Genomic DNA, 18,815 nt, shown 5'->3' on the forward strand with positions numbered 1-18,815 from the left:
TCTCGCAGTATCTCACCGCCGCGTTGCCGCGGCCGCTACACCAGTCCGGCGATGAACGCCGCCGCCTCACCGGGGTAGGGCGGCACCGAGTAGTCGTGGTGCGCATCCCGGTCGCGGCCTCCGACGACGCAGACGGGATCGCCGGGGCTGCACAGGTCGATGGCGCGGCCGGCGAACTCGCCCGTGGTCGACAGGGGTGTGTCGAAGCGGTTGCCGGGGTTGCCGAACACCGCGACCGCCCGCACCTTGCTCGCCAGGTCGGGATCCAGCGCGGGGGCCGACCCCAGGTTGCCGATGCGCTGGCCCAAGGGTGGCACCCCCGCCAGCATCGAGACCGCGGAGGCGCCCTGCGAGAAGCCGCCGAGCACCAGCTTCGTCGACGGGCACTGGCCGGTCATCTCGGCGATGTGGTCGCGTGCGTCGTTGGCGCCGTCGGCGGTGGTCAGGAAGTTGTAGCTGGCCGGGTAGTTCACCGCGTAGCTGTCGACGCTGCGCGAGCCGAGCGCTGGGCGCAGGGCGGCCAGCAGCGCATCGCCTACGGCGCCCAGGCCGGGCGGTTCGGCCGTGCCGCGGGCGAAGATCAGCTGGACGTCGGCGCACTCGTCGGCTCGCGCGGACGGCGCCCCACCCGCGAACGTCACGGCCGCTGCCACGACGGCGACGGCCGGGCCGACGATGGGACCGACGATGCGCCGGCAACGAAAACCCATGCGGCAAATCTTGACATATGGCGGGGTGAACACAAGAAAACCGGTGATAGTTCATAAAACTAAGGACGGAGCGCGTGCTCGAACGTTAAAGTCGTGGGGGCGTTTTGTCGGCAGTCACGTTGGCGCGGGGGCGGTGGCGGCGGCCGGCCACCACTGTGGGCCCGCCGAGATGGGACGGTGAGCGATGAGTTTCTTGGTGTGGCCCCCGGAAATCAATTCGGCGCTGCTCTACTCCGGCGCGGGGTCCGGCCCGATGCTGGCGGCCGCGGCGGCGTGGAATGGGCTGGCCGAAGAATTGCAGGCCGCGGCCTCCTCCTTTTCGGCGGTGACGTCCGGGCTCACGGGTCAGGCCTGGCAGGGGCCCGCCGCCACCGCGATGGCGGCCGCGGCCACACCGTATGCGGGCTGGCTGAGCGCCGCCGGCGCCCACGCACAGTCGGCGGCCGCCCAGGCTCAGGCCGCGGCGTCGGCGTTCGAGGCGGCGTTCGCCGCGACCGTGCACCCGGGCGTGATCGGCCAACCGCGGCCAGCTGATCTCGCTGGTGACCTCGAACCTGTTCGGCCAGAACGCCCCGGCGATCGCCGCCGTGGAGGCCCACTACGAGCAGCTCTGGGCCCAGGACGTGGCCGCCATGACGGGCTATCACGCCGGCGCCTCGGCCGCGGCCACGCAGCTGTTCTCGGTGCAGACCGCACTGCACACCACGACGGCCCAGCTGAGCCTGCCCAACGTCAACCTGGGCGTCGGCAACCTGGGCGGGCTGAACCTGGGCAGCGGCAACACCGGCAACCTGAACCTGGGCAACGCCAACATCGGCACCCAGAACCTCGGCAACGGCAACATCGGTATCCACAACTTCGGCGCCGGGAACTTCGGCAGCACCAACCTGGGCTTCGGCAACGGCGACTCCTTACAAGGGGTCGCGTCCAACTTCAACATCGGCGGGGGAAACCTCGGCAACTACAACATCGGCTTCGGCAACGCCGGCCTCTATTTCACCGCGGGGATCGGCAACATCGGTCTGGGCAACCTGGGCGTCAACAACTTCGGCATCGGCAACGTCGGCGGCGGCAACATCGGCGCCGGCAACTCCGGAATCGGGAGCACCGCCGGCTTCGGCAACATCGGCTTCGGCAACAGCGGCAACAACAACTGGGGTTTCGGCAACACCGGCTTCGGCAACATCGGCTTCGGCAACAGCGGCACCGGCGACATCGGTTTCGGGCTCACCGGTAACAACCAGATAGGTTTCGGCGGTTTGAACTCCGGCAGCGGCGACATCGGCTTCGGCAACTCCGGCAACAACGACATCGGGTTCTTCAACTCCGGCAACAACAGCTTCGGCATCGGCAACTCCGGACTCACCGCCACCGGTCTGTTCAACTCCGGCCAGATCGCCACCGGCATCGGCAACTCCGGCGGCGGCGACACCGGCATCGGCAACGCGGGCTACAGCGCATTACCTGCCAGTGGCGAGAACACGGGTTTCGGCAACGGGGGTGTCAACAACGTCGGATTCGACAATGGGGGCAGTTTCAACGCGGGCAATTTCAACGCGGGTTCTTATAACGCGGGCAGCTTCGACTCGGGCAGCTACAACACCGGCCTGTTCAACGCGGGCAACACCAATACCGGCTTCGAGAACTCGGGCAACACCAACACGGGACTGTTCAACGCGGGCAGCCTGAACACCGGCCTGGGCAGTTCGGCCACCCAATCGGTGGCCAGCTCGGGCTTCGGCAACACCGGCACCGGAACCTCGGGCTTCTTCAACACCGGGGGCAACGACAACTCCGGCTTTTACAACTCGAGCGCCGGCGGCTCCAACTCGGGGATCGGCAACTCGAGCGTCCACGGAGCCAATGTGGGCTATTTCAACTACGGCAACGGTTCCGGAGATGTCGGCTTCTTCAACAGCGGGGTGCTCGGCTCCAACGCCGGATTCTTCAACTCCGACACCGGCGAAGGCGAGAACTCCGGCTTCTTCAACACCGGCGCCGGTGACAGTTCGGGCTTCGCGAACCTGGGCGCCTCGAGCTCGGGCTGGTTCAACCCCGGGGACGGGCAGTCGGGCCTCTTCGGGCTGTGACGCCCGGCCCTGCAGACTCCGTGGTCCGCCGCTGCCGATCGAAGACTACATTCGGTATCTTTTCCCCATATTTTTTTAAGCAAAAGGTATGCCAATTCATTGCGCGCATGCGACCATGTTGCCGGGTGGGCGATGCCGACCCGGCGCAACGCGAGTTCGCCGGAGGAGGGCACTGGGAGAACACCGGAGAAGACCGTCGCAGGAAACGGGGTCGGGGCGGAGCGCTCGACAGGGCACCGCGTCGCGATGATCGAGCGGCACACCGCCGGCCTGGCGCCGGGCTGGTACGTGCGCGACGGCCTCTTCTGGGACGACGTGTGTTCGGTGCTGGCGGCGCCGTTCACCACGCAGGGTAACGCGCTGGCGTGCCGCTCGGCGCTGGAACGCGGCGACACGCCCCGCCACTACTACATCGACGAGGTCGCGGCGCGATTGCCGGGCGAGGCGCCCCCGCCAGGCTAGGCTCGCGCAGTGTGAGCGACGCCGCGACCGACGCCGACGAACTCGCCCGGCGGGCGGGGCATTTCATCGCCGAGCGCACCGGAGCCGCCGAGCACGACGTCGCCGTCGTCCTCGGGTCGGGATGGTCCTCGGCGGTCGCCGCGCTGGGTGCCGCCACCGCCACGCTCCCCCAGGCCGAGGTGCCCGGGTTCCGCCCGCCGAGCGCCGCCGGGCACAGCGGTCAGCTGCTGTCGGTGCCGATCGGCGCGCACCGGGTGCTGGTGCTGGTCGGGCGCGTGCACGCCTACGAGGGCCACGACCTGCGCCACGTCGTGCACCCGGTCCGGGCGGCCTGCGCGGCCGGGGCGCGCGTCGTGGTGCTCACCAACGCGGCCGGCGGGCTGCGCCCTGGCATGACGGTCGGCCGGCCGGTGCTGATCAGCGACCACCTCAACCTGACCGCGCGCTCCCCGTTGACCGGCCCGCAGTTCGTGGACCTGACCGACGCCTACGCGCCGCGACTGCGCCGGCTCGCCCTGCAGGCCGACCCGGAGCTGACCGAGGGCGTGTACGCCTGCATGCCCGGCCCCCACTACGAGACACCGGCCGAGATCCGGATGCTGCGGACCCTGGGCGCCGACCTGGTGGGCATGTCGACGGTGCACGAGACCATCGCCGCCCGCGCGGCCGGCGCCGAGGTGCTGGGGGTGTCGCTGGTGACCAACCTGGCCGCCGGGATCGGCGGCGCGCCGCTCAGCCACGCCGAGGTGCTCGCCGCCGGGGCCGCCTCGGCGCACCGGATGGGCGCGCTGCTGGCCGACCTGATAGCCCGGGTATGACGCCCGAGGAGTGGATCGCCCACGATCCCGACCCGGCCACGGCCGCCGAGCTCGCCGCCTGCGGCCCCGGCGAACTCGCCGCCCGGTTCGCCCGCCCACTGGTGTTCGGCACCGCGGGACTGCGCGGCCCGGTGCGCGGCGGACCCGACGCCATGAACGTCGCCGTGGTCTCGCACGCCAGCTGGGCGGTGGCGCAGGTGCTCGGGAGCCACGGCCGGGCCGGTTCGGCGGTCGTCGTCGGGCGCGACGCCCGGCACGGCTCGGCCGTGTTCGCCACCGTCACGGCCGAAGTGCTTGCCGCCCAAGGCTTTCGGGTGCTGCTGCTGCCCGGGCCGACGCCCACGCCGGTGGTCGCTTTCGCGGTGCGGCGCACCGGGGCCGCCGCCGGGATACAGATCACGGCCTCCCACAACCCGGCGACCGACAACGGTTACAAGGTGTACTTCGACGGTGGCATCCAGATCGTCTCCCCCACCGACCGCGAGATCGAGTCCGCGATGGCCGGCTCCCCGCCGGCCGACGAGATCGCCCGCGCCCCGGTGCAACCCGCGCACACCGACCTGGTCGAGCGCTACATCGAGCGGGCCGCCGGGGTGCGGCGCGCCACCGGTTCGGTGCGGGTGGCGCTGACCGCGCTGCACGGTGGGCGGCGCGGTGGCCGTCGAGACGCTGCGCCGCGCCGGTTTCGGCCGGGTGCACACCGTCGGCGCCCAGTTCGCGCCGGACCCCGACTTCCCCACCGTCGCGTTCCCGAACCCCGAGGAGCCCGGGGCCACCGACGCCCTGCTGGCCCTGGCCGCCGACGTCGGCGCCGACGTCGCGATCGCGCTGGACCCCGACGCCGACCGGTGCGCCGTCGGCATCCCGACCGCATCGGGGTGGCGGATGCTCTCCGGCGACGAAACCGGTTGGCTGCTCGGCGATTACATTCTCTCCCAGCCGCGAACCGGGATCCCGGTCGTCGCCAGCTCGCTGGTGTCCTCGCGCATGCTGGCGGCCATCGCCGCGCATCACGGCGCGGTGCACGTCGAGACCCGCACCGGCTTCAAGTGGCTGGCCCGCGCCGACTCGCAGGTGCCCGGCGGCACCCTGGTGTACGCCTACGAGGAGGCGATCGGCCACTGCGTCGACCCGGACGCCGTGCGCGACAAGGACGGCATCAGCGCCGCCGTCCTGGTGTGCGACCTGGTGGCCGCGCTGGCATCCCGGGGCGAAACCGTGTCGGGCGCGCTCGACGAGCTGGCCCGCCGGCACGGCGTGCATGACGTCGCCGCGGTGTCGCGCCGCGTCGCCGGCGCCGGCGAGGCCGCCGCACTCATGGACCGGTTGCGGGCGGACCCACCGGCCACACTGGCCGGGTTCACCGCGACCCTCACCGACGTCACCGACGCGCTGATCTTCACCGGCGGCGACGACGCGGCGTCGGTGCGCGTGGTGGTGCGGCCCTCGGGCACCGAGCCGAAGGTGAAGTGCTACATCGAGGTTCGCTGCGCGGCGGGTGCCGAGTTGGCCGCGGCCCGGACGCGGGCGCGCGCGCTGCGCGACGAACTGGCCGGCCAGGTCGGCGGCTGGGGCTAGCGGGGCCCGTACTGGCGGTCTCCCGCGTCGCCGAGCCCGGGAACGATGAAGGCGTGCTCGTTGAGGCCGTCGTCGACGGCCACGGTGAACAGCCGCGCATCCGGCGCCGCCTTCTCAAGGGCCGCAATGCCTTCCGGCGCGGCCACCGCGCACAGCACGGTGATCCTGGCGGCGCCGCGGCGGTGCAGCAGACCGATCGTGTGCCGCACCGACCCGCCCGTCGCCAGCATCGGTTCCAGCACCAGCACCGCCCGGCCAGTCAGGTCGTCGGGCAGCGACTCCAGATACCCGGCCGCGCGGTGGGTTTCCTCGTCGCGGGCCACGCCGACGAACCCGACCTGGGCCTGCGGCAGCAGCGCCAGCGCCCGGTCGAGCATGCCCAGCCCGGCGCGCAGCACGGGCACCAGCAGCGGCTTTCCGGCCAGTCGCATCCCGAGGGTCTCGGCCAGCGGGGTGTGGACCGGAAAGCTCTCGAGGGGCGCGTCGCGGGTGGCCTCGTAGACCAGCATCACCGTCAGGTCGCCCAGCGCGGCCCGGAACTCGGCGTTGGGAGTGTGCTTGTCGCGCAACGCGGTCAGCCGGGCCAGGGCCAGCGGGTGATCGATGATGCGTACGTCCACGGCACCTGACCCTATATAACGATCGCGGCCAACCCGGTTGACACGCTCGTGCGGGTGCCGCAGGGGCCAAGCACCCGCCCATATACTCCCGGCGTGCAGGTTCGCAGCGGGCTGACGGGCAAGGCACATCGGGCCCTGCGGGCCATCTGGCCGGCCGTCGCGGTGGCGCTGGCGGGCATCGCGGCCACCCCGCTGTCCCCGCTGGTGAGCCTGGCGGCGGCCGCGGTCCCGCAACCGGCGCACGTGGTGATCGTGATCGAGGAGAACCGCGCGGCGGCCAACATCATCGGCAACAGGTCGGCGCCGTTCATCAACGCCCTGGCCGCGGCCGGCGCGAACATGGCCGCGTCGTTCGCCGAGACCCATCCCAGCGAGCCGAACTACCTGGCGCTGTTCGCCGGCAGCACGTTCGGCGTGACCACCGACGCGTGCCCGGTCAACGCCGGCGCTGCCCCCAACCTGGCGTCCGAGCTGCTGGCCGCCGGTTACACGTTCGCCGGGTTCTCCGAGGGGCTGCCCGCAGTCGGCTCACCGGTGTGCAGCGCGGGCAAGTACGCGCGCAAGCACGTGCCCTGGGCCGACTTCACCAACGTGCCGCCCAGCACGTCGCTGCCGTTCTCGGCGTTCCCGATGGGCAACTACGCCGCCCTGCCGACGGTGTCGTTCGTCATCCCCGACAACGGCAACAACATGCACGACGGCTCCATCCCGCAGGCCGACGCCTGGCTCAACCGCAACCTGTCCGGGTACGCCAACTGGGCGGCGGCCAACAACAGCCTGCTGATCGTGACCTGGGACGAGGACGACAACTCCAGCCGCAACCGGATCCCGACGGTGTTCTACGGCGCGCACGTGCGGCCCGGCACCTACGGCGAGCAGATCAGCCACTACAACGTGCTTTCCACGCTGGAGCAGATGTACGGACTGCCCAAGACCGGCTACGCCGCCAACGCCCCGGCGATCACCGACATCTGGGCGGGCTGAACCCGAACGCTGCGGCGCCGTCGCTATTGTGTGCCGCATGGCTGCTGACCTCGTGCCGATCCGCCTGAGCCTGCCCATCGGTGACCGCTACACCGTGTGGGCGCCCCGCTGGCGCGACGCCGGCGACGAATGGGAGGCGTTCCTGGGCAAGGACGAGGACCTGTTCGCGTTCGAGTCCGTGGCCGACCTGGTCGCGTTCGTGCGCTCCGACACCGACAACGACCTGGTCGACCACCCGGCGTGGAAGGACCTGACCGCGGCGCACGCGCACAAGTTCGATCCCGCCGAGGACGCGCGGTTCGACCTGGTCGCCGTGGAGGAACTGGTGGCCGAGAAGCCGACCTCGGAGTCGGTGGCCGCGGTGGCCAGCGCGCTGGCGATCGTGTCGTCGCTCGGGTCGGTGTGTGAGCTGCCGGCGGTGTCGAAGTTCTTCAACGGCAACCCGAGCCTGGGCACGGTCACCGGCGGGATCGAGAACTTCGCCGGCCGGGCCGGGCAGAAGCGCTGGAACCTCATCGCCGAGATCATCGGGCGGGGCTGGGACGACGTGCTCGCCGCGGTCGAGGGGATCATCACCACCCCCGAGGTCGCCGCCGCGGCGTCGGCCGAGGCCCAAGAGGAACTGGCCGAGGAGCCCGACGAAGAGCCGGAGACCCCCACGGCCGACGAGACCGACGCGGAGGCGGAAACCGAGACCGAGACCGAGACCGCCAAGGAGTCCGGGCAGGAACCGGCGGCCCAGGAGGAGGCCCGCGCGCCCGGCGACACCGTCGTGCTGGGCGGGGACAAGGACTTCTGGCTTCGGGTCGGCATCGACCCGATCAGGATCATGATGAGCTCCGGCACGTTCTACACCCTGCGCTGCTACCTGGACGACGCACCGGTGTTCCTCGGGCGCAACGGGCGGATCAGCGTGTTCACCTCCGAGCGCGCCCTGGCCCGCTACCTGGCCGACGAGCACGACCACGACCTGTCGGACCTGAGCACCTATGACGACATCCGCACCGCGGCCACCGACGGCTCGCTGGCCGTCGAGGTCACCGACGACAACGTCTACGTGCTCAGCGGCCTGGCCGACGACCTGGCCGACGGGCCGGACGCCGTGGACCGCGACCAGCTCGACCTGGCCGTCGAGTTGCTCCGCGACGTCGGTGACTACTCCGAGGACCCGACGGTGGACACGGCGCTGGAGCCGGGCCGGCCGCTGGGCAAGCTGGTGGCCGCCGTGCTGGAGCCCGGCTCGGTGACCAAGCCGACGCCCCCCTATGCGGCGGCGGTGCGGGAATGGGAGAGACTGGAACAATTCGTCGATGGGCGGCTCAGGCGCGAATAGCCTGAACGGCCGGCCCGAACGGGAGGTGAGTCGGGGTGTCGCTTCCCGGGGTCGGCCCGTTGCCCCTGTACGGATTCCAGCGCCCGGCCCTGTTGCTGTTCGGCCTGGTCCCGCTGGCCCTGCTGGTCGTGTACGTCCTCGTCCAGTCCCGCCGCGGGCGCCGGCTGCGCCGGTTCACCGAGGCGGAAGTGCCGCAGTCGATGTGGCGACACCTGCCGATCGCCGTGGCGCTGCTCAGCCTGGCCCTGCTGACCGTCGCGCTGGCCACCCCCACCCATGACATGCGCATACCGCGCAACCGCGCGGTGATCATGCTCGTGATCGACATGTCGCAGTCGATGAAGGCCACCGACGTCGACCCGAACCGGCTCAAGGCCGCCGAGCAGGCGGCCGGCCAGTTCGCCGCCCAGCTGACCCCGGGCGTCAACCTGGGGCTGGTCGGCTTCGCCGGGACCCCCTACCTGCTGGTGCCACCCACCCCGCAGCACCAGGCGACGGTCGACGCCCTCAAGAAGCTGGAGTTCGGCGACGGCACCGCCACCGGCGAGGCCATCTTCACCGCCCTGCACGCAATCGGGGCCACCGACGTCACCGGCGGCGACTCCCCGCCACCGGCCCGGATCGTCCTGCTGTCCGACGGCGCGGAGAACAAGCCGGCCGACCCCCAGGACCCGCACGACGGCGCCTACACGGCGGCGCGCCTGGCCAAGGACCAGGGGGTGCCGGTCTCCACGATCGCGTTCGGGACGCCGACCGGCGAGATCGACCTGGACGGGGTGCGGGTCGCGGTCCCGGTCAAGCCGGACCAGATGAAGACGATCGCCCGGCTCTCCGGCGGCCAGTACTACACCGCCACCAACCTCGGCGAGCTCGAGAAGAGCTACGACAACATCGAGAACGAGATCGGGTACCGCACCGTGGCCGGGCCCGGCAGCGCCGGGTGGCTGCGCCTGGGCGTCCTGACCGCCGTGCTCGCCGCGGCGCTGGGGCTGCTGATCAACCGGCGCCTGCCCGCCTGACGCTCAGGACGGCAGCCTGCGGTTGAGCAGCAACCCGGCCAGCACCGCGCCGGCCAGGACGAGAGCCCCCAGCAGCATCCAGGGCAGGCTCGCGTCGCCCTTGACGGTCTGGTAGCCGATCTGGCGCTGCAGCGTCTGATAGACCCGCTTGAGCGATTCCAGGCTGTCGGCGTGGAACGCCTGCCCGCCGGTGATCTCGCAGATCTGCTGCAGGGTCTGGTCGTCGACCGGGACGGGGATGGTGGCGCCCTGGTAGTCGACGGTGCCGTCGGGCGTGCCGAAGGAGATCGTCGAGATCTCGATGCCCTGGGATTTCGCGGCGCGCGCCGCGGTGAAGGCCCCCTGCGGAGCGTTGGGATCCAGCGGCACGTTCTCGGCGCCGTCGGATTCCAGCACGATCCGCGCCGGCGGGGGGCCCTCGCCGCCGCCCAGCACGGCCCCGACCGTGGCGATCGCCTGCATCGCGGTGAAGATGCCCTCCCCCGTCGCCGTCTTCGGGGCGGGCGCCAGGCGCTCGATCGCCGACTTCACGGCGGCCCGGTTGGTGGTCGGGGCGACCAGCAGCGTGGCGTTGGCCGCGAACTCGACAAGCCCGAGGTTGATCGCCGGCGTCAGCTCGTCGGCGAACTGCTCGCCCGCCACCTTGGCCGCCGCCAGCCGGCTCGGTGGGACGTCGGTGGCCGCCATGGACTCCGAGACGTCGATGACCAGCATCACCACCGCGCGGTTGAGGGGGATCCGCACATCCGAGGTCGGGCCGGCCATGGCGGTGGTCAGCAGCACCAGCGACGTGGCCAACAGGATCGTCGGCAGGTGCCGCCACCGGCTGGGACGCGGCGGGGCGACCCGTTCGAGCACCTCCATGTTGGCGAAACGCAGCACCCGCCGGCGGCGGGTGAACTGCTGGGCGATGTAGCCGCCCAGCACCAGCAAAACGATCAGCAGGAACAGGAAGAACCACGCGTTCTGGAAGCCGGTGAGCGACACGGGGCCCAGCAGGGGCAGCTTCATATCCAGTCACACTATTCGTCCCGGCCGAGCGCCGCACAGCCGTTCCGTCGCGAGCGGCCGGCCCCGCCCCACGGCGGTTGGCGCGCGATCCATACCCCCGGGGGTACTGTGGTACAGGTAGTTCACCGCGGACTTGGTCGGGGGAAGAGTTGGAACTTTTCGGTCCGTCGGGGCTGCTGGTCGCGAAGCTCGCCGCACCGGCGTTTGTGGTGGCGCTCTCGCCGGTGCCCGTCGTGCTGGCGTTGGTGCTGCTCGTCCACAACGACCGGCCACGCTCGTCCAGCATCGCCTACCTGCTGGGCAGATTGCTCTCGCTGACCGGGCTGACCGTGGCCTCGATGCGCATCCCGCGGACCTTCGACGGCCTACGCGGGCCCGCGCCGCCGTGGACCGACTGGCTGGTCGTGGCCGCCGGTGCGGCACTAGTCGCATTCGGCGCGTGGGTGTGGCGGCGGCGCACCGCAGCCGCGGACGAGGCGGGCTGGGACAGCCGCGCAGGCAGGATCACCCCACCGGTTGCGGCCGCGCTGGGATTCTTCCCCATGCTGGCCAACCCGAAGGTGCTTGCGGCCAGCGCGGCCGCGGGAACCCAGGTCGCCGCCGGCCGGCTGCCGGTCCTCGGCGCGGCGGCGGCCGTCGCCTTCTACGCCGCGCTGGCGAGTTCGACCGTGGCCGCCCCAGTGCTGGCCTATGTCGTCGCCGGACCGAGCATCGATCGCCGGCTGGAGCAAATCAGGCGCTGGATCCAGCGGCACCGCCACGCGATGACGGCGACGACACTGGTTGCTGGGGGCTGCGCGTTGGTGTTGTATGGGTTCGCCTGAGGGCGCCGCCCCGGTTTCCGGCCGAATCCGGGCCGAGCACGGTCCGTCGATTTCGGCAACGGCGGCGCGCATGCCCTCGTAGTATCCCCACTCGTGAATCGCGAGTGGCTGTTGCTGGAGGTGGTCGGCGACGGGCCCGTCGTCGTCGCGCAGGGCCATGCGCTGCGAAAATTCGTGCCGCTCAGCGTCTTCTTGCGCAGAAACCCGCACCTCAAGGCGATCACGGCGGCCGTCGACGAGACCGTCAGCAAACGCCGGGGGGTCAGCCGCGACATGGTCGACGGCAGGACCGTCGTACAGACCGAGGCCGTGGTGATGAACGACGGTCACGTACACGGCGTACAGCTGTGGGCCGGACCCCGGGCCGTCCCCCCGGCGGAACGGCCGAAACCCGGGGCGGTGGCATGGAACATCACCACGGGGACCGCCAGCGACACACCCCAGGCGCTGGCCAACTCCGGCCTAGATCTGGCCGTCGAGCAAACCGACGGCCGCCCGTTCGCCGCGGACCTGCCGATCGGCCACATCAACCGGGACGAGACGCAGGTGCTCGCGCTGACCATGAGCTGCAAGCCCGGGGACACTTACTGCAGCACGTGGGATACGACCAGCCATGACGGCGAACGGATCCGGGTGAGCTTCGTCGCCCGCGCCCGCGTCGAGCCTCAGGCGGACGGCACCGACCACCTGGTCTGCCGCGCCATGAACTGGCGCCTACCCGACCGGGAGGAGCCGGTGCCCGACAGCGACCTCGCCCGCCACATCCTGCGCGACATGGCGCAGGAGGGCATCCACCGGGCCCTCGTCGACCTGCGGTCGTGGCACCTGCTCAAGTGGCTCGACCCGCCGTTTCCCCACTTCGACTGGCGCGGCGAGACGGAGGGCCAGCCGCTGGTGCATCCCGACGACCACTCCGTGCTGCGCACGATGAAGCAGCAGTTCGCCGAGGGGCCGGCCGAGGGGTTGCTGCGGCTGCGCGCGAAGGGCGGCGGGTGGACCGTGGTGCACAGCACCATCTACCGGGTGCATCTGCTCGACGACAACTACGCCGGGCTCATCTGCCTGCGCCTGCCCACCCCGGCCGAGCTGCTGCGCAAGACGCAGGCCGTCTGAGCCGCCTACCCGATCAGCACCGCATACCGGGGCTTGATCACCTCGTCGATGATCGCCAGCCGCTGGTCGAACGGGATGAACGCCGACTTCATCGCGTTGATGGTGAACCGCTCGAGGTCGCTCCACCCGTAGCCGAACGCCTGCACCAACCGGTGCATCTCCAGGCTCATCGAGGTGTCGCTCATCAACCGGTTGTCGGTGTTGACAGTCACCCGGAAGCGGGTCCGGGCCAGCAGGTCGAACGGGTGCTCGGCGATGCTCTCGACCGCGCCGGTCTGCACGTTGGAGCTGGGGCACAGCTCCAGCGGGACGCGCTTGTCGCGCAGGATCGACGCGAGCCGGCCCAGCCGCACCTGTCCGTCGCCGGACACGTCGATGTCGTCGACGATGCGCACGCCGTGGCCCAGCCGGTCGGCGCCGCAGAACGCGATCGCCTCGTGGATGGACGGCAGCCCGAACGCCTCGCCGGCATGAATGGTGAAGCGCGCGTTGTTGTCCCGCATGTATTCGAACGCGTCCAGGTGCCGCGTCGGCGGGTTGCCGGCCTCGGCCCCGGCGATGTCGAACCCGACGACCCCCCGGTCCCGCCAGCGGATCGCCAGCTCGGCGATCTCGCGGGACACCGCGGCATGCCGCATGGCGGTGACCAGCAGCCGCACCACGATCGGGCGGCCCGCCTCAGCGCAGGCCTTCTCCCCGTCGGCGAAGCCGGCCAGCACGGCGTCGACGATCTCGTCGAAGGAGAGCCCCCGGTCGATGTGCAGTTCGGGGGCGAACCGGATCTCGGCGTAGACCACCGCATCGGCGGCCAGGTCCTCCACGCACTCGCGGGCCACGCGGTGCAGCGCGTCGGGGGTCTGCATCACCGCCACGGTGTGCGAGAACGGCTCGAGGTAGCGCTCCAGCGAGCCGCTGTGCGAGCGGGTGCGAAACCACGTCGCCAGCTCGTCGACGTCGGTGGCGGGCAGCCCGTCGTAGCCGGTCGCAGCCGCGATGTCGATGACGGTCGCCGGGCGCAGCCCGCCGTCGAGGTGGTCGTGCAGCAGGGCCTTGGGCGCCTTGGTGATCTGTTCGAGGTCCAGTTCGCTCACGTGACGATCCGATCGATAATCAGCGGTCGGGGCTGCGGGGCGGTGGGGCCGACGCGGTAGCCGCCGTCCAGCTCGGCCATCGCGGCGCCGAACCGTTCGGGGGTGTCGGTGTAGAGGGTGAACAACGGCTCCCCCGCCGCCACCGGCTCCCCCGGGCGGCGGTGGATCCGGACACCCGCGCCCGGCTGCACCGTCCCGCCCGGGCTGGATCGCCCCGCACCGAGCCGCCAAGCCGCCATTCCCACCGCCATCGCGTCGATATCGCCCATTGTGCCGCCCCGGGCGGCGGTGACGGTCTCGGTATGCGCACCGATGGGCAACGGAACCGACAAGTCCCCGCCCTGGGCGGCGACCAGCCGCCGGAACCGGTCCATCGCGGTCCCGTCGCGCAGCGTCTGGGCGGGGTCGCGGTCGTCGATCCCGGCCAGCGCCAGCATCTCGCCGGCCAGTGTCAGCGTCAGCTCCACCACGTCGGGCGGGCCGCCGCCGGCCAGCACCTCCAGCGATTCGGCGACCTCCAGCGCATTGCCGACGGTCGCGCCCAGCGGGCTGTTCATGTCCGTCAACAGCGCGCGGGTGGGTACCCCGTGGGCCGCGCCCAGCCCGACCATGATGTGCGCCAGCTCCCGGGCCTGCGCCGGCGAGGACGTCAGCGCCCCGGAGCCGACCTTCACGTCGAGCACCAGCGCGCCGGCCCCCTCGGCCAGCTTCTTGCTCATCACCGAACTGGCGATCAGCGGCGGCGACTCGACGGTGCCGGTGATGTCGCGCAGCGCGTAGAGCTTGGCGTCGGCGGGGGCCAGCTCGCCGGCGGCGAAGATCGCCGCGCCGACCTGCCGAAGTTGTTCGCGCACACGCCGATTGGACAGTTCGCCGGTGAACCCGGCGATCGACTCCAGCTTGTCCAGGGTGCCGCCGGTGTGCCCGAGCCCGCGGCCCGACGCCTGGGGCACCGCCGCGCCGCAGGCGGCGACGACCGGCACGAGCGGCAGGGTGATCTTGTCGCCGACCCCGCCGGTGGAATGCTTGTCGACGGTCGGCACGGGCAGGTCGGTGAAGTCGAGCCGCGGTCCCGAGGCCAGCATCGCCGCGGTCCACCGGGCGATCTCGCCGCGGTCCATCCCGCGCCACACGATCGCCATCAACAGCGCCGACATCTGTTCGTCGGCGACCCGGCCGTGGGTGTAGGCGTCGACGACCCAGTCGATGGCGGCGTCGGAGAGCCGGCCGCCGTCGCGCTTGGTCCGGATCACCGTCGGGGCGTCGAACGTCATCGCCGCGCCAGGTCGTCGGGGCCGAAGGCGTCGGGCAGCAGGTCGCCGATCCGGCGCGGCCCGGCCGGATGGTCGATCAGCAACCCGGGGCCGCCGTGTTCGAGCAGCACCTGCCGGCACCGCCCGCACGGCATCAGCGGCGCGCCCGCCGCGTCGACGCAGGACAGGGCGACCAGGCGCCCGCCGCCGGTCGCGTACAGCGCGGACACCACCGAGCACTCGGCGCAGAGACCGAGGCCATATGAGACATTCTCCACATTGCAGCCGGTAACCACCCGGTCGTCGTCGACCAGCGCGGCCGCACCCACCGCGAACCGCGAATACGGCGCGTAGGCGTTGGCCGCAACCTCAACGGCCTTGCTGCGCAATGCTTTCCAGTCGACTTCAGGCATACCGCACCCCGTTCACCGATGCTCGACGCGAGTACGCCACCCTAACCTGGGCCGCAACCCGGCCGGGTTAGGCTGGAACGTCCGGGGAAGGCGGTGAACACGGTGGCGAGCACACAGGCGACGACCGCGGGCCCAGCTAAGGCGGCACGCGGGCGACGGCCGCCGCGCACCCTGTACCGGGGCGATCCGGGCATGTGGGCGTGGGTGCTGCACCGCATCAGCGGCGCGACGATCTTCTTCTTCCTGTTCGTCCACGTCCTGGACACCGCCCTGGTCCGGGTGGGGCCGCAGGCCTACGACGAGGTGCTCGCGACCTACAAGACGCCGATCGTCGGCGTGATGGAGTTCGGCCTGGTCGCCGCCGTGCTGTTTCACGCGCTCAACGGGATCCGCGTCATCCTGATCGACTTCTGGTCCGAGGGCACCCGCCACCAGCGGCTGATGCTGTGGATCGTGGGCGTGCTGTTCCTGTTGCTCATCGTCCCGGCCGGGGTGGTGCTGGGCATTCACCTGATGGCGCACCTACGATGAGCCGCCCCGCGGGCCTGGACCGACCCCGCGCGCCGCGGCGGCGCGCCGGCGTCCCCAACTTCGAGAAATACGCGTGGCTGTTCATGCGGTTCTCCGGGGTCGTGCTGGTGTTCCTGGCGCTCGGGCACCTGTTCATCATGCTGATGGTCGACGACGGCGTGTACCGCATCGACTTCAACTACGTGGCGCAGCGCTGGGCGTCGCCGTTCTGGCAGATCTGGGATCTGCTGCTGCTGTGGCTGGCACAGCTGCACGGGGGCAACGGTCTGCGCATCATCATCGACGACTACAGCCGCAAGGACAGCACCCGCTTCTGGCTGAACAGCCTGCTGGCGCTGTCGATGGGTTTCACGTTGGTGCTGGGGACCTACGTGCTGCTGACGTTCGACCCGAACATCTCGTGATCCAGGGGGGTTGACGCGGTTGATTCAGCAACACCGATACGACGTGGTGATCGTCGGCGCCGGCGGCGCGGGGATGCGGGCGGCCGTGGAGGCGGGCCCGCGGGTGCGCACCGCGGTGCTGACCAAGCTGTACCCGACCCGCAGCCACACCGGCGCCGCCCAGGGCGGCATGTGCGCCGCGCTGGCCAACGTCGAGGACGACAACTGGGAGTGGCACGCCTTCGACACCGTCAAGGGCGGCGACTACCTGGCCGACCAGGACGCCGTGGAGATCATGTGCCGGGAGGCGATCGACGCGGTGCTCGACCTGGAGAAGATGGGGATGCCGTTCAACCGCACCCCCGAGGGCCGCATCGACCAGCGCCGCTTCGGCGGGCACACCCGCGAGCACGGCAAGGCCCCGGTGCGCCGCGCCTGCTACGCCGCCGACCGCACCGGGCACATGATCCTGCAGACGCTGTACCAGAACTGTCCGCCACGACGTGCAGTTCTTCAACGAGTTCTACGCCCTGGACCTGGTTTTGACGCAGACCCCGGGCGGCCCGGTGGCCACCGGGGTGGTCGCCTACGAGCTGGCCACCGGTGAGATCCACGTCTTCGGTGCCAAGGCCGTCGTAATCGCCACCGGCGGGTCGGGGCGGATGTACAAGACGACCTCCAACGCGCACACGCTGACCGGCGACGGTATGGGGATCGTGTTCCGTAAGGGACTTCCATTGGAGGACATGGAGTTTCATCAATTCCATCCGACCGGGCTGGCGGGCCTGGGCATCCTGATCTCCGAGGCGGTGCGCGGCGAGGGCGGCCGGCTGCTCAACGGCGAGGGCGAGCGGTTCATGGAGCGCTACGCGCCGACGATCGTCGACCTGGCCCCGCGCGACATCGTCGCGCGCTCGATGGTGCTCGAGGTCCGGGAGGGCCGCGGCGCCGGCCCGGACAAGGACTACGTCTACATCGACGTGCGTCATCGGCGAGGACGTGCTGGAGGCCAAGCTGCCCGACGTCACCGAGTTCGCCCGCACCTACCTGGGCGTGGACCCGGTGCACGAGCTGGTGCCGGTGTACCCGACGTGTCACTACGTCATGGGCGGCATCCCGACCACGGTGACCGGACAGGTGTTGGCCGACAACACGTCGGTCGTCCCGGGCCTGTACGCGGCCGGTGAGTGCGCGTGCGTGTCGGTGCACGGCGCCAACCGGCTGGGCACCAACTCGCTGCTGGACATCAATGTGTTCGGCCGCCGCGCCGGTATCGCCGCGGCCGGATACGCCCGCGGGCACGACTTCGTCGACATGCCGGCCAACCCGGAGGCGATGGTCGTCGCCTGGGTCCGCGACATCCTCTCCGAGCACGGCAACGAGCGCGTCGCCGACATCCGCGGCGCCCTGCAGCAGACGATGGACAACAACGCCGCGGTGTTCCGCACCGAGGAGACGCTCAAGCAGGCCCTGACCGACATCCACGCGTGCAAGGAAAGGTATACGCGAATTTCGTTGCACGACAAGGGGAAACGTTTCAACAGCGACCTGCTGGAGGCCATCGAGCTGGGCTTTCTGCTGGAGCTGGCCGAGGTGACGGTGGTGGGCGCGCTGAACCGCAAGGAGTCGCGCGGCGGGCACGCCCGCGAGGACTACCCCGAGCGCGACGACGTCAACTACATGCGCCACACGATGGCCTACAAGCAGGGCACCGAACCGCTTTCCGACATCGCGCTGGACTTCAAGCCGGTCGTGCAGACCCGCTACGAACCCAAGGAACGGAAGTACTGATGGCCGAGGACGATCCCGGAGCCGCGCTGGAGCCGCCCCTGCCGCCGGTACCCGAGGGCGCGGTGCTGGTGACGGTCAAGATCGCCCGGTTCAATCCCGACCAGCCCGACGCGTTCACCGAAACCGGTGGCTGGCAGAGCTTCCGGGTTCCCTGCCTGCCCACCGACCGGCTGTTGAACCTGCTGATCTACATCAAGAGCTACCTGGACGGGACGCTGACCTTCCGGCGCTCCTGCGCCCACGGGGTGTGCGGCTCGGACGCGATGCGCATCAACGGCGTCAACCGGTTGGCCTGCAAGGTGCTGATGCGCGACCTGCTGCCCGAGAAGGCCGGTAAGAAGCTGACCGTCACGGTCGAGCCGATCCGCGGCCTGCCCGTGGAGAAGGACCTGGTGGTGAACATGGAGCCCTTCTTCGACGCGTACCGGGCGGTCAAGCCCTACCTGGTCACCACCGGCAATCCGCCCACGCGCGAACGCATTCAGAGCCCGGCCGACCGCGCCCGCTACGACGACACCACCAAGTGCATCCTGTGCGCGGCCTGCACCACCAGCTGCCCGGTGTTCTGGCACGAGGGCAGTTACTACGGCCCGGCGGCGATCGTCAACGCCCACCGCTTCATCTTCGACAGCCGCGACGAGGCCACCGCCGAGCGCCTCGACATCCTCAACGAGGTCGACGGCGTGTGGCGCTGCCGCACCACGTTCAACTGCACCGAGGCCTGCCCGCGGGGCATCGAGGTCACCAAGGCGATTCAGGAAGTCAAGCGCGCGTTGATGTTCTCGCGCTGA

The 18,815-nt window shown here is 70.8% G+C and carries 16 protein-coding genes and 3 pseudogenes; 13 read left to right on the top strand and 6 right to left on the bottom strand.

From position 1 onward, the window contains the following. Window positions 1-35: 35 nt before the first annotated feature. Window positions 36-689, bottom strand: coding sequence for a cutinase family protein (locus tag AB8998_RS24240; RefSeq protein WP_369741739.1), 654 nt, complete (start codon window positions 687-689; stop codon window positions 36-38). Window positions 690-894: 205 nt separating this feature from the next. Between AB8998_RS24240 and AB8998_RS24245 the strand changes: the two are divergent. From AB8998_RS24245 to AB8998_RS24260, 4 genes and pseudogenes are all read left to right on the top strand, one after another. Then, window positions 895-2,800: pseudogene (locus tag AB8998_RS24245) on the top strand (PPE domain-containing protein). A 246-nt stretch (window positions 2,801-3,046) separates the two neighbouring features. Beyond that, window positions 3,047-3,262: a hypothetical protein gene (locus tag AB8998_RS24250; protein WP_369740233.1), complete on the top strand. Its 216-nt coding sequence runs from the start codon at window positions 3,047-3,049 to the stop codon at window positions 3,260-3,262. A gap of 11 nt (window positions 3,263-3,273) precedes the next feature. After that, window positions 3,274-4,080: a purine-nucleoside phosphorylase gene (locus tag AB8998_RS24255; RefSeq protein WP_369740235.1), complete on the top strand. Its 807-nt coding sequence runs from the start codon at window positions 3,274-3,276 to the stop codon at window positions 4,078-4,080. Next, window positions 4,077-5,658: pseudogene (locus AB8998_RS24260) on the top strand (phospho-sugar mutase). Before AB8998_RS24255 ends, AB8998_RS24260 begins: the two are co-directional and overlap by 4 nt. Here AB8998_RS24260 and upp read toward each other — a convergent pair. After that, the gene (gene upp, locus AB8998_RS24265; protein WP_369740237.1) at window positions 5,655-6,278 is read right to left on the bottom strand and encodes a uracil phosphoribosyltransferase; all 624 of its coding nucleotides are present in this window, start codon (window positions 6,276-6,278) and stop codon (window positions 5,655-5,657) included. The pseudogene AB8998_RS24260 and the gene upp sit on opposite strands and share 4 nt — an antisense overlap. A 144-nt stretch (window positions 6,279-6,422) precedes the next feature. Here upp and AB8998_RS24270 point away from each other — a divergent pair, with 144 nt between their 5' ends. Genes AB8998_RS24270 through AB8998_RS24280 form a run of 3 tightly spaced genes read left to right on the top strand, consistent with a single transcriptional unit; the run spans window position 6,423 to window position 9,614 of the window. Further along, window positions 6,423-7,262 (top strand): alkaline phosphatase family protein, encoded by an 840-nt coding sequence (locus AB8998_RS24270; RefSeq protein ID WP_369741740.1) that lies wholly within the window; start codon window positions 6,423-6,425, stop codon window positions 7,260-7,262. A 37-nt stretch (window positions 7,263-7,299) separates the two neighbouring features. Further along, the gene (gene satS / locus AB8998_RS24275; protein ID WP_369740239.1) at window positions 7,300-8,595 is read left to right on the top strand and encodes a protein export chaperone SatS; all 1,296 of its coding nucleotides are present in this window, start codon (window positions 7,300-7,302) and stop codon (window positions 8,593-8,595) included. A gap of 35 nt (window positions 8,596-8,630) precedes the next feature. After that, the gene (locus tag AB8998_RS24280) at window positions 8,631-9,614 is read left to right on the top strand and encodes a VWA domain-containing protein (protein WP_369740240.1); all 984 of its coding nucleotides are present in this window, start codon (window positions 8,631-8,633) and stop codon (window positions 9,612-9,614) included. A gap of 3 nt (window positions 9,615-9,617) precedes the next feature. On the opposite strand, the gene AB8998_RS24285 is transcribed toward AB8998_RS24280, so the two are convergent. Then, window positions 9,618-10,625 (bottom strand): VWA domain-containing protein, encoded by a 1,008-nt coding sequence (locus tag AB8998_RS24285; protein ID WP_369740242.1) that lies wholly within the window; start codon window positions 10,623-10,625, stop codon window positions 9,618-9,620. A gap of 149 nt (window positions 10,626-10,774) precedes the next feature. Between AB8998_RS24285 and AB8998_RS24290 the strand changes: the two genes are divergently transcribed. Both AB8998_RS24290 and AB8998_RS24295 read left to right on the top strand, forming a co-directional pair. Continuing rightward, window positions 10,775-11,449, top strand: coding sequence for a GAP family protein (locus AB8998_RS24290; RefSeq protein ID WP_369740244.1), 675 nt, complete (start codon window positions 10,775-10,777; stop codon window positions 11,447-11,449). A 93-nt stretch (window positions 11,450-11,542) separates the two neighbouring features. Next, the gene (locus AB8998_RS24295) at window positions 11,543-12,562 is read left to right on the top strand and encodes a PAS domain-containing protein (RefSeq protein WP_369740246.1); all 1,020 of its coding nucleotides are present in this window, start codon (window positions 11,543-11,545) and stop codon (window positions 12,560-12,562) included. A 5-nt stretch (window positions 12,563-12,567) separates the two neighbouring features. Here AB8998_RS24295 and AB8998_RS24300 read toward each other — a convergent pair whose 3' ends face one another. The 3 genes from AB8998_RS24300 to AB8998_RS24310 are packed head-to-tail and all read right to left on the bottom strand — an operon-like array spanning window position 12,568 to window position 15,319. Then, window positions 12,568-13,653 carry an adenosine deaminase gene (locus AB8998_RS24300; protein ID WP_369740247.1) on the bottom strand — a complete coding sequence of 362 codons (1,086 nt, stop codon included), beginning with the start codon at window positions 13,651-13,653 and terminating at the stop codon, window positions 12,568-12,570. Further along, window positions 13,650-14,927 carry a thymidine phosphorylase gene (locus tag AB8998_RS24305; RefSeq protein ID WP_369740248.1) on the bottom strand — a complete coding sequence of 426 codons (1,278 nt, stop codon included), beginning with the start codon at window positions 14,925-14,927 and terminating at the stop codon, window positions 13,650-13,652. The genes AB8998_RS24300 and AB8998_RS24305 overlap by 4 nt, the downstream gene beginning before the upstream one ends. Next, entirely contained in the window at window positions 14,924-15,319 is a 396-nt protein-coding gene (locus tag AB8998_RS24310; protein ID WP_369740249.1) for a cytidine deaminase, read from the bottom strand. Before AB8998_RS24310 ends, AB8998_RS24305 begins: the two co-directional genes overlap by 4 nt. Before the next feature lie 192 nt (window positions 15,320-15,511). Between AB8998_RS24310 and sdhC the strand changes: the two genes are divergently transcribed. From sdhC to AB8998_RS24330, 4 genes and pseudogenes are all read left to right on the top strand, one after another. Beyond that, window positions 15,512-15,850 (top strand): succinate dehydrogenase, cytochrome b556 subunit, encoded by a 339-nt coding sequence (sdhC, locus tag AB8998_RS24315; RefSeq protein ID WP_369741741.1) that lies wholly within the window; start codon window positions 15,512-15,514, stop codon window positions 15,848-15,850. Beyond that, window positions 15,847-16,254, top strand: coding sequence for a succinate dehydrogenase hydrophobic membrane anchor subunit (locus AB8998_RS24320; protein ID WP_369740251.1), 408 nt, complete (start codon window positions 15,847-15,849; stop codon window positions 16,252-16,254). The genes sdhC and AB8998_RS24320 overlap by 4 nt, the downstream gene beginning before the upstream one ends. A gap of 19 nt (window positions 16,255-16,273) precedes the next feature. Then, window positions 16,274-18,024: pseudogene (gene sdhA / locus AB8998_RS24325) on the top strand (succinate dehydrogenase flavoprotein subunit). Then, window positions 18,024-18,815: a succinate dehydrogenase iron-sulfur subunit gene (locus AB8998_RS24330; protein WP_369740252.1), complete on the top strand. Its 792-nt coding sequence runs from the start codon at window positions 18,024-18,026 to the stop codon at window positions 18,813-18,815. The pseudogene sdhA and the gene AB8998_RS24330 overlap by 1 nt, the downstream one beginning before the upstream one ends.

It is taken from the genome of Mycobacterium sp. HUMS_12744610 (assembly GCF_041206865.1).
GTDB lineage: Bacteria > Actinomycetota > Actinomycetes > Mycobacteriales > Mycobacteriaceae > Mycobacterium > Mycobacterium servetii.

What these genes read in the sequence shown, in the direction of transcription:
- AB8998_RS24250 (WP_369740233.1), top strand. Translation starts at nt 3,047, where the DNA reads ATGATCGAGCGGCACACCGCCGGCCTGGCGCCGGGCTGGTACGTGCGC.
- satS (WP_369740239.1), top strand. Translation starts at nt 7,300, where the DNA reads ATGGCTGCTGACCTCGTGCCGATCCGCCTGAGCCTGCCCATCGGTGAC.
- AB8998_RS24285 (WP_369740242.1), bottom strand. Translation starts at nt 10,625, where the DNA reads ATGAAGCTGCCCCTGCTGGGCCCCGTGTCGCTCACCGGCTTCCAGAAC.
- AB8998_RS24305 (WP_369740248.1), bottom strand. Translation starts at nt 14,927, where the DNA reads ATGACGTTCGACGCCCCGACGGTGATCCGGACCAAGCGCGACGGCGGC.
- AB8998_RS24310 (WP_369740249.1), bottom strand. Translation starts at nt 15,319, where the DNA reads ATGCCTGAAGTCGACTGGAAAGCATTGCGCAGCAAGGCCGTTGAGGTT.
- sdhC (WP_369741741.1), top strand. Translation starts at nt 15,512, where the DNA reads ATGTGGGCGTGGGTGCTGCACCGCATCAGCGGCGCGACGATCTTCTTC.
- AB8998_RS24320 (WP_369740251.1), top strand. Translation starts at nt 15,847, where the DNA reads ATGAGCCGCCCCGCGGGCCTGGACCGACCCCGCGCGCCGCGGCGGCGC.
- AB8998_RS24330 (WP_369740252.1), top strand. Translation starts at nt 18,024, where the DNA reads ATGGCCGAGGACGATCCCGGAGCCGCGCTGGAGCCGCCCCTGCCGCCG.